The sequence below is a fragment of the Streptomyces sp. NPDC051582 genome (genome assembly GCF_040681715.1).
Lineage (GTDB): Bacteria > Actinomycetota > Actinomycetes > Streptomycetales > Streptomycetaceae > Streptomyces.
Genome location: NZ_JBFAZJ010000011.1, coordinates 218,976 through 227,723, shown reverse-complemented (window position 1 = coordinate 227,723; position 8,748 = coordinate 218,976). Strand labels below are relative to the sequence as shown.

The window sequence follows — 8,748 nt, the reverse complement described above, 5'->3', positions numbered from 1 at the left end:
TTTGGCGTTTTGTGTCTACCCCCCCCCCCGGGCCTTATCTTCCGGGGGGGGGGCGGCCGCGGCGCCTGACCCCCCTCCCCCCGGGCCGCGGCCCTGGTGGTGTCCCGCCGCCCGCTGGGCGCGACGGGGTCAGGCGCGGCAGCGCAGCATCGCGAGCGGCGGGTACGCGAGCAGGTCCGCCCAGAACTCCTTGCCGAACTCCCGGATGCCGGCGTCGGACACCTCCAGCGGGACCCAGGCGAACTCGCCGAACCCGGCCGCCCCCAGGCACGTCTCGTAGGCGTCGCGGCGCGGGGCCGAGGAGACGATGGTGATGGGCTGCGGGTCGAGGAGGGCGGTGACCCGCACGCGCCGGCCCGTCTCGATCTCACCCGCCGGCTCGCAGCGGAACCCGTACGTCTCCAGGGACGGACAGTCGAAGCCGTAGTCGGGGTTCTGCGCGAGCACGAAGAACTCCCCGCCCGGCATGAGGCTCCGGTGGATGTTGCGGGACATCCGCTCCATCGTGGTGAGGTCCTCGGCGTAGTTGAGGCACTGCACCCCCAGCGCGATGTCGAAGCGCGGTTCGACGGGCGGCAGTTCGGCCACGTCGCCGACCTCGTAGCGCACGCCCAGCGGTTCGCGCCGCTCGATCTCCCGCGCGGCGGCGATCATCTCGACGGAGATGTCGACGCCGAGGACGTCCGCAGCGCCTCGGCGCTTGAACTCCCGGCTGTAGAAACCGGTTCCGCAGGCCAGGTCGAGGACCGACTTGCCGCGCACGTCCCCGACCAGACCCAGGAAGCTGGGCACCTCCCCGTACCGCATCATCGGCAGGGACTTGAACCCTTCGAACGCCTCGCCGATCTCGTCGTACTGCTGTCCGCTCATCGTGCCGTCCTCCCCGTGGTTCGTCTTGGCTGGCAGTCTCACCGAAGCCTGACGGACCCCCGTACTGGCAGAACGCACAAAGATCCGGACGCCCTCCCGGCGCCACGTACGGGCGGGCGTCAGGCGCTCCCGGTACGGGACTTGCGGCGGCGGAGGGTGAACAGGACCGCTGCCACGAGGACGAGGAGGACGGCCCCGGCCGTCAGCAGCCAGGCCGGGATCCCGCCGACGGTGAGCAGCTCGGCGTGGTAGATCACCTTGCGGTACGGGGTGTCGGCCGCCGTGGCGCGCAGTTCGTGGTCGCCGTCGATGCGGGCCGGCTCCGGGAACTCCTGGTCGATCGCGGTCAGGAACGCCGGCTTGCCGCCGGTGAGCGCGGCCAGGCCGCCCTCGGGGGTGACCTCGCCGGCGAAGGTGACCTTCGGCCGGGCGCCGCCGATCGGGGAGGCGGGTTCCATCCGGTGGTCGGCCAGGACGTACAGGCCGAGCGACTGCGGGGTCTTGGCCAGCCGGGACAGCCGCATCGGGTAGACCAGCCGCTCGCTGTCGAAGCGGATCTTCAGCGGGTCGAGGGTGCCCTTCAGGGTCTTGCCCGCCTCGCGGGGGGCGAGGCGTACGGCGACGTACTCCCACTTCTGGTCCACGTACGGCTTCAGCTCGGCGGAGAGCCCGTCGGGCAGCTTGAAGCCGTTGGTCTCCAGCCACGTGCGCAGTGCGTCCGGGTCGGTCGCGGTCAGGCGCGCGACGTCGAAGTCGCCGAGCTGCTCGCGGCCGACGACGCCGACCGCGGGATCCGCCGCGCCGGGCATCGCGGCGCCCACGGAATCGCCCGAGGTGGAGGAGAACGGCCAGTCCCGGTCGCGCGGCCAGAAATAGCCGCGCGTCTTGTACTCGGGCCGGGTCAGCCAGGTCAGCTGCCGGAACATCTCCCCGTCGCCCAGCTCCACGGTCGCCCGCCCCGGCACCGGCATGATCCACGCCGCGCGCCGGGCGTCACCACGGACCACGAACCGCATCACGATCTGTTCGGTGCGCCCGTCGAACTGCACGACGGAGGTCTCGCGTTCGACGCCGATCCGGGCGTAGCCCTCGGGGATCATCGCCCCGCAGCCGCACGCGTAAGCCGGGCTGATCAGGGAGCCCAGCTGCGTCGCGAGCAGGGCCAGCAGGAGAGCGGCAATTCTTCGTTTCATCCACACGGGGGATCAGACGAAGGCCTTCGTGATCCGGTTCCGGCCAAGATCCGCGGCCGGGACCGGGCCCTGGTCACAGGCCCGTTCCGACTCGCGGAACCCCCTGGTCAGGCAGGTTCCCGATCCCCATACTGCTCGCATGAGAGGGACGGACAACACGCCGCGCACCAGCCCCCTGGTGCCCGACGCGGTGGAGGCGCAGATCACCCGGCACGACTGGGAGGCGATCACCTGCGGCTGCGGCCGCGGCGCGGGGCATCTCGTGGACACCCTGTGGGCGGCGGCCGAGGGGCATCCCGCCGCGTTCCGCGCCCTGCAGGGCCACGCCTTCCTGTCCGGCCGCCTGCACCCGCCCGCTCCCGCGGTGTGCGGGGTGCTGATGGCCGTGTGGTCGGCGGGCCCGCCGAGGCTGGCCACCCGCGAGGCGCTGCTGTGGACCCTGCTGTCCCTGCTCGGCACCGAGGACGACGGGTCCTCGCACGAGGCCGGGCTGTACGGGCAGTGCGCGGCGTTCGTCCGCGTCGGCCTGCCCTCGCTGCGCCACGCGGCGGCCAGCGCTCCGGGCACCCCGACGGCCGCCTACGTGGACGGCGTCGTGGAGCTGCTCGGCCTGGGCGCCTGAGCCTCCTGGCGGTCCGGCCGCGGAGCGCTCCCGCCGAGGCAGGCCCGCAGCAGTTCCACGGTGACGTCCTCCAGGGACCGCGCGAAGGTGCGTACGGGCGATGCCGGCACCTCCAGCAGCGACGGGACCACCAGCACCCCGCATCCGGCGGCCTCCGCGGAGGCCGCGCCGTCGGGCGAGTCCTCCACCGCCACGCAGTCCCGTGCGTCGGCGCCGAACCGCTCGGCGGCGCTGCGGTAGGGCTGCGGGTGCGGCTTGGTCCGGTCCGTGTCGTCGGCGGACAGCGTGAACGCGAACGGGACGTGCGCCAGTGAACCGCCGACGACCGAGTCGACGACCAGCCTCGGCGAGGCACTGACCAGGGCGAAGGGCACGCCCTCCGCTTCGAGCGCCTCCAGCAGGCGCCCGGCGCCGGGCCGCATCGGGGCCCCCGCCTCCACCTCGCGGAAGAAGTCCGCGGTCAGCGCCCGCGCCACCTCGGACGGGTCTCCCCCTCCCGAGACCCGTACGAGGTGGGCGGCGGTGTCCTCGACGGCGCGCCCCACGACCTCCGGGGCGTCCGCGCCGGTGAGTTCGTGGCCCAGGCCCCGCGCGATCCGCTCGGTGGACCGCCACCACAGCACCTCGGTGTCGACGAGGGTGCCGTCCATGTCGAACAGGACGGCCGCGAGGGCGCTCACGCGGACCGGGCCACGACGAGCACCGGGCGCTCGGCCAGGCCGACGGCGGCCCGCGCGCCCGGCGCCAGCCCGCCCGCGTCCCGCGAGGGCAGGTCCGCCTTGACGGAGGTGCCTCCGGGCAGGTCGAGGTGGAGCCGGGTCACGGCGCCGAAGAAGGACGCGGAGACCACGGTGGCCGTGCCTGCGGGGTCGGCTGTCGCGGTGACGTTCTCGGGCCGGACCAGCACCTCCACCTCCCGCGTGGCCGTCGGGACGGGGCCGTCGACGGGCAGCCGGGAACCGGCCACCTCCACCAGGCCGGAGTCGGTGATCCGTCCGGGCAGCCGGTTCATGGTGCCGACGAACTCGGCGACGAAGGGCGTCGCGGGGCGCTCGTACAGCTCGGCGGGGGCCGCGCACTGCTCCAGGCGGCCGGCGTTCAGGACGGCGACCCGGTCGGCCATCGACAGCGCCTCCTCCTGGTCGTGCGTGACGAACACGGTGGTGATGCCGAGGGAGAGCTGGAGCCGGCGGATCTCGTCGCGCAGGTTGGCCCGTACCTTGGCGTCGAGCGCGGAGAGCGGCTCGTCGAGCAGCAGGACGCGGGGGCGCAGGGCCAGGGCGCGGGCGAGGGCCACGCGCTGCTGCTGGCCGCCGGACATCTGGTGCGGGTAGCGGTCGCCGTGATCGGGCAGGCCGACCAGGTCGAGGAGTTCGGCGGCGCGCTCGCGGCGCCGGGCCGCGCCGACCTTGCGTACGCGCAGGCCGAAGGCCACGTTGTCGCGGGCGCTGAGGTTCGGGAAGAGGCTGTACGACTGGAAGACCATCCCGGCGTCGCGCCGGTTGGCCGGCACGCGGGTGATGTCCTCGCCGTCGACCAGGACCTCACCGGAGTCGGGCTGCTCGAAGCCCGCGACCACGCGCAGGGCGGTGGTCTTTCCGCAGCCCGACGGGCCGAGCAGGGCGACGAGTTCGCCCGGCTCGATGGTCAGGTCGAGCCCGTCGAGGGCGACGGTGGAGCCGAACGCCCGCCGCAGACCGCGGAATTCGACGCGCGCGCCCGGCGCGGAGTCCGTGCGGTCATCGGAACCCTCGGCCTGCCTGGCCGCGGGAAGGGTGGTGGACATGGAGGTCAGGACTCCTTGCGGGAGGTGGGGGACGTACGGGGGGCGGAGGACACCGTGGCGGGGTTGGTCCCGGCCCGCGAGAGGACGAGCAGCAGCAGCCAGGTGATGAGCAGGCTGAGGATGGAGACGGCGACCGACATCCTGGCGTGGGCCCCGGAGATGGTGACGATCCACACGGCGAAGGGCCTGAACCCCAGCAGTGAGGCGATGGTGAACTCGCCGAGGACCAGTGCCAGGGTGAGGAACGCCGCTCCGGCGAGCGAGGCCCGGAGGTTGGGCAGCAGTACGCGCAGGACCACGTGCGGCCAGCTCGCGCCGCAGCTGCGGGCGGCCTCGACCAGCGTCGGCACGTCGATGGCGCGCATGCCCGCGTCGAGGGAGCGGTAGACGAAGGGCAGCGCCAGCACGGTGTACGCGAGGACGAGCACGACGGGGAACCGCTCGTTCTGCACGGCCAGGAACGTCTGGTACAGCGGGGTCCGCGAGAGGTGTTCGGGGCCCCAGCGCAGCACGGTGGTGATACCGGTGACCAGCGCGATCGGCGGGACCACCAGCGGCAGCATGCACATCACCTCCACGACCGGGCGCAGCCGCGGCGAGCCGAGGCGTACGGCGACCAGCGCGGGGACGGCGAGCAGCAGCGACACCGCGATCGTCGCGGCGGCCAGCCCGAGGGAGAGCAGCATGCTCTCGGTGAACCCGTCCGCGGCGAGGAGCTGGGTGTACGCCTCGAAGCTGACGCCCTGGCCGGGGACGTGCACGGTGAAGACGAAAGAGGCCAGGAGCGGGACGAGGAAGTACGCGCCCGCCAGCAGGAGTACGGCTCCGCGCCAGACGCGGGGACGGGGGCGGCGGCGCGGGGCGCGGGTCCGCGCCGTGGCGCCGGCCTGCGCCGCCCCGGAGTCCGGGGCGGTGTCCGCGGCGTCCGGGGCGGTCGGTGCGGGCGTCGGGGTCATCGCAGCCATCGGGCGCTCCGTCGCTGGAGGGGCAGGTAGACCGCCATGACGAGGCCGGCGATCAGGATCATGTCGAGGCCGAGGGCGAGCGCCACGTTCTCCTGACCGGTCAGCACGTTGCCGGACAGCGCGTCGGCGATCTTGAGCGTGACCAGCGGTACGGAGCCGCCGACCAGGGCCGCGGCCGTGGCGTGGGCGGCGAAGGCGGTGCCGAAGAGCAGCACGAACCCGCCGAGCAGCGAGGGCGCCAGGACCGGCAGTCCGACGTGGCGCCAGAACTGCCGTCCACTGGCCCCGCTGTTCTGGGCGGCCTCGCGCCACTGCGGGCGCAGTCCGTCCAGCGCCGGGGCGATCACGAGCACCATGAGCGGGATCAGGAAGTACAGGTAGACCACGGTCAGGCCGGTGAAGGAGTACAGGTTCCAGCCGAATCCGGTGAGGTCGGCGAGCTGGGTGACGACTCCGGAGATGCCCACGGTGGCGATGAACGCGAACGCGAGCGGCACTCCGCCGAAGTTCGCGAGCACGCCGGACGCGGTCAGCGCGGCGCTGCGCAGCGCCTGCGACCGGGAGGTGACCACGGCCTGCGCGATCAGGACCCCGAGCACCCCGCCGATCAGGGCGGTGAGGGCGGAGAGCTGGACGCTGCCGATGAGCGAGTCGAGGTACGGGCCCTGGAGCGAGCGCCCGAGGTGCTCGCCGGTCAGCTGCGTGGCGCCGGTCGACGGGTCGGTGCGGGTGACCGCGCCGAACGCGATGGCGCCGAGGGGGATGCCGAAGCAGAGCCCGGTGAAGGCGAGGAGGGGCAGGGCGGCGAGCCAGGTACGCGGGCCGCGCCGCCGGCGGCGGCTGGCGCCACCGCCGGCGGGGGTCCCCTCCGGGTGGGAGGTGGGGGTGGAGGGGGACATCAGGAGAGGGCCTTGTCCCACTTTTCGGCGAGGGTGGCCTTGGCCATGTCCAGCTCCGCGGAGGCGGGGAAGGCCGGGGTGCCCTGGATCTGCGGGAGCTTGGCGGCGGCGTCCTTGTCGACGGTGCCGTCCTGGGTCATCACCGGGAGCAGGACCGCGCGGGCGTGGCCCCCCAGGTACAGGTTCTGGCCCTCGGCGCTGTACAGGAACTCCATCCACAGGCGGGCGGCCGCCGGGTTCGGGGCCTCCTTGTTGATGGCCTGCGAGTAGTACTGGGCGTAGACGCCGTCGGTGGGGACGGCGACCTTCCAGTCGACTCCCTTGCCCTTGAACTGCTCGGCGTAGCCGGCGTTCAGGTAGTCCCAGTCGATGGAGATGGGCGTCTCGCCCTTCTCCACGGTGGCCGGGGTGGACTCGACCGGGATGAAGTTGCCGCTCTTGCGCAGCCGGCCGAAGAAGTCGATGCCGGGCTGGATGTCGGCGAAGGAGCCCTTGTTGGCGAGGGCGGCCGCGTAGACGCCGCCGAAGGCCGATCCGGACTTGGTCGGGTTGCCGTTGAGTGCGACCTTGCCCTTGTACTCGGGCTTCAGCAGGTCCGCGAACGTCGTCGGGCAGTTCGGGATCCTGGCCGCGTCGCAGCCGATGGAGACGTAGCCGCCGTAGTCGTTGTACCAGCGGGCGTCGGCGTCCTTCTGACCGGCCGGGATCTTGTCCCACGCGGTGACCTTGTACGGGGCGAACAGGTTCTCGCCGGCGCCGCTGCGCGCGAAGGCGATGCCGAGGTCCATGACGTCGGGGGCGCGCGTCTGGCCCTTGCGGGACTTCACGGCGGCGATCTCGTCGGCGCTGGAGGCGTCCGGGTTCTCGCTGTTGACCTTGATCTTGTACTTGGCCTCGAAGGCCTTGATGATCTCGCCGTAGTTCGCCCAGTCCGGCGGCAGCGCGATGACGTTGAGCTGGCCCTCCTTCTGGGCGGCCGCGACGAGGGCGTCCATGCCGCCGAGGTCGGCAGCCGAGGCGGCGGCGCCCGGCTGGGCCTTGGACTTGCCGTCGCCGGCGGTGCCGGCGGCCTTGTCCGGAGCGGCGCCGCACGCACTGAGCGTGGTGAGGACGGCGGCGCTGAGCAGTACGGCCGCACCGCGGCGGGCGGAGGAACTGAGCACGGTCTCTCCCGGAGACGGGTTCCTGACGGGGGTCGACTTGTCTGAACAAGTTGGCTCCAGTTCGCCCGGCCTCGCTGTACGGACGGTGAACGGGGACTGGACCGGGGGGCACGAGTCGGGGAAGAGAGGAGATTGACCGAAAGAAGCCGTGACAGAGAGGGTCCAATGATCTTCGACGCCCGGTTCGGGGGGCTCGTCGGGATACGGTCGACGGCATGCGGCGACAACGGCGCGGGCAGCGAGGGGGCGCAGTACGCAATGGGCACGATCCGGTATGTGGAGATCGCCGACGCGCTGCGCACGGCGATCCTCTCCGGCGAGTACGCGGTGGGCGCCCAGCTGCCCTCGGAGAGCGATCTGGCCGCCCGGTGGTCCGCCTCGCGCGGGACCGTCCGGCAGGCGGTGGCCACGCTCGCCGCGGAGGGGCTCATCGGCTCCCGGCAGGGCGCCCGGCGGATCGTTCTGCGCCAGGAACGGCGGCACAGCTTCGGCGAGCTCAACAGCTTCGCCCAGTGGGCCGAGGGGCTCGGCCAGGAGGTCACCAGCCGCTTCCTCTCCCGGGTCCGCCGGCCCGCCACCGCCGAGGAGGCGGAGCGGCTCGCGCTCGCGCCGGACGCCGAGGTCCTCTCCGTGCTGCGGCTGCGGCTCCTCGACGGGGAGCCCACCATGGTGGAGCGGACCGCCTTCGCCGACTGGGTCGCGGCCCCGGTCGAGGCGATGGCGGACGACGTCCGCTCCGTGATGGACAGCCTCGCGAACGACTCCGGGATCGTCGCCCACTACGGCGAGCACCTCATCGACGCGCTCTCCGCCGGCAGCGAGGACGCCCGGCTGCTGGAGATCCGGCGCGGCAGCCCGCTGCTGCGCCAGCGGCACGTCTCGGCCACGGCCACGGGGCGCCCGATCGAGTGGACCGACGACCGCTACCGCGCCGGCAGCGTGACGTTCAGTGTGAGCAACTCCGCGGTAGCCACTCCCCTGGAGCGCCGTACGGGCGTGGGCTGACGGCTCGGAGCGCGAGCGCGGCGGCCGTTTCGTCGATGGCCCCGGGGAGCCGGTCCGCGGCCCGCTCGAAGCGTCAACCCAGCTCCGTGGCCCGGCCGTTGTCGAGGGCGTCGCGAGTGCGGTCGACCCGGCCGCGGACCACGTGGAGGTCCGCCCCGACACGGCGCAGGACCCGTCCGCGCGAGCCGCCCCCACCGGTGGACGAACTGGTGGGCGTCACTTCCGTGGGGCGGGTGTCGTTAGGG

Annotated in this window: 10 protein-coding genes; 2 read left to right on the top strand and 8 right to left on the bottom strand. The window is 73.1% G+C overall.

Going from position 1 to position 8,748, the window contains the following annotated elements; all coding sequences use genetic code 11:
* Positions 1-129 precede the first annotated feature (129 nt).
* The gene (locus AB0M92_RS17155) at positions 130-870 is read right to left on the bottom strand and encodes a class I SAM-dependent methyltransferase (protein ID WP_366102965.1); all 741 of its coding nucleotides are present in this window, start codon (positions 868-870) and stop codon (positions 130-132) included.
* 119 nt (positions 871-989) lie between these two features.
* The gene (locus AB0M92_RS17150) at positions 990-2,063 is read right to left on the bottom strand and encodes a DUF2330 domain-containing protein (protein ID WP_366102964.1); all 1,074 of its coding nucleotides are present in this window, start codon (positions 2,061-2,063) and stop codon (positions 990-992) included.
* A 139-nt stretch (positions 2,064-2,202) separates the two neighbouring features.
* Here AB0M92_RS17150 and AB0M92_RS17145 point away from each other — a divergent pair, with 139 nt between their 5' ends.
* Entirely contained in the window at positions 2,203-2,685 is a 483-nt protein-coding gene (locus tag AB0M92_RS17145; RefSeq protein ID WP_366102963.1) for a hypothetical protein, read from the top strand.
* On the opposite strand, the gene AB0M92_RS17140 is transcribed toward AB0M92_RS17145, so the two are convergent.
* The 5 genes from AB0M92_RS17140 to AB0M92_RS17120 are packed head-to-tail and all read right to left on the bottom strand — an operon-like array spanning position 2,643 to position 7,462.
* Complete coding sequence (locus AB0M92_RS17140) at positions 2,643-3,365, bottom strand: HAD family phosphatase (protein ID WP_366102962.1); 723 nt, start codon at positions 3,363-3,365, stop codon at positions 2,643-2,645. The genes AB0M92_RS17145 and AB0M92_RS17140 overlap by 43 nt on opposite strands.
* Positions 3,362-4,471 (bottom strand): ABC transporter ATP-binding protein, encoded by a 1,110-nt coding sequence (locus AB0M92_RS17135; protein WP_366102960.1) that lies wholly within the window; start codon positions 4,469-4,471, stop codon positions 3,362-3,364. The genes AB0M92_RS17140 and AB0M92_RS17135 overlap by 4 nt, the downstream gene beginning before the upstream one ends.
* Positions 4,472-4,476: 5 nt before the next feature.
* The gene (locus AB0M92_RS17130) at positions 4,477-5,436 is read right to left on the bottom strand and encodes an ABC transporter permease subunit (protein WP_366102959.1); all 960 of its coding nucleotides are present in this window, start codon (positions 5,434-5,436) and stop codon (positions 4,477-4,479) included.
* Positions 5,424-6,335, bottom strand: coding sequence for an ABC transporter permease subunit (locus AB0M92_RS17125; RefSeq protein WP_366102958.1), 912 nt, complete (start codon positions 6,333-6,335; stop codon positions 5,424-5,426). Before AB0M92_RS17125 ends, AB0M92_RS17130 begins: the two co-directional genes overlap by 13 nt.
* Complete coding sequence (locus tag AB0M92_RS17120; protein ID WP_366102975.1) at positions 6,335-7,462, bottom strand: extracellular solute-binding protein; 1,128 nt, start codon at positions 7,460-7,462, stop codon at positions 6,335-6,337. The genes AB0M92_RS17125 and AB0M92_RS17120 overlap by 1 nt, the downstream gene beginning before the upstream one ends.
* A 294-nt stretch (positions 7,463-7,756) precedes the next feature.
* Here AB0M92_RS17120 and AB0M92_RS17115 point away from each other — a divergent pair, with 294 nt between their 5' ends.
* Positions 7,757-8,503: a GntR family transcriptional regulator gene (locus AB0M92_RS17115; protein ID WP_366102974.1), complete on the top strand. Its 747-nt coding sequence runs from the start codon at positions 7,757-7,759 to the stop codon at positions 8,501-8,503.
* A gap of 73 nt (positions 8,504-8,576) precedes the next feature.
* On the opposite strand, the gene AB0M92_RS17110 is transcribed toward AB0M92_RS17115, so the two are convergent.
* A complete protein-coding gene (locus tag AB0M92_RS17110; RefSeq protein WP_366102957.1) occupies positions 8,577-8,723 on the bottom strand; it encodes a hypothetical protein in 147 nt (48 codons plus the stop codon).
* Between the last annotated feature and the right edge of the window lie 25 nt (positions 8,724-8,748).

Coding starts and splice junctions, on each gene's coding strand:
- AB0M92_RS17155 (WP_366102965.1), bottom strand. CDS start 870: ATGAGCGGACAGCAGTACGACGAGATCGGCGAGGCGTTCGAAGGGTTC.
- AB0M92_RS17150 (WP_366102964.1), bottom strand. CDS start 2,063: ATGAAACGAAGAATTGCCGCTCTCCTGCTGGCCCTGCTCGCGACGCAG.
- AB0M92_RS17145 (WP_366102963.1), top strand. CDS start 2,203: ATGAGAGGGACGGACAACACGCCGCGCACCAGCCCCCTGGTGCCCGAC.
- AB0M92_RS17135 (WP_366102960.1), bottom strand. CDS start 4,471: ATGTCCACCACCCTTCCCGCGGCCAGGCAGGCCGAGGGTTCCGATGAC.
- AB0M92_RS17130 (WP_366102959.1), bottom strand. CDS start 5,436: ATGGCTGCGATGACCCCGACGCCCGCACCGACCGCCCCGGACGCCGCG.
- AB0M92_RS17125 (WP_366102958.1), bottom strand. CDS start 6,335: ATGTCCCCCTCCACCCCCACCTCCCACCCGGAGGGGACCCCCGCCGGC.
- AB0M92_RS17115 (WP_366102974.1), top strand. CDS start 7,757: ATGGGCACGATCCGGTATGTGGAGATCGCCGACGCGCTGCGCACGGCG.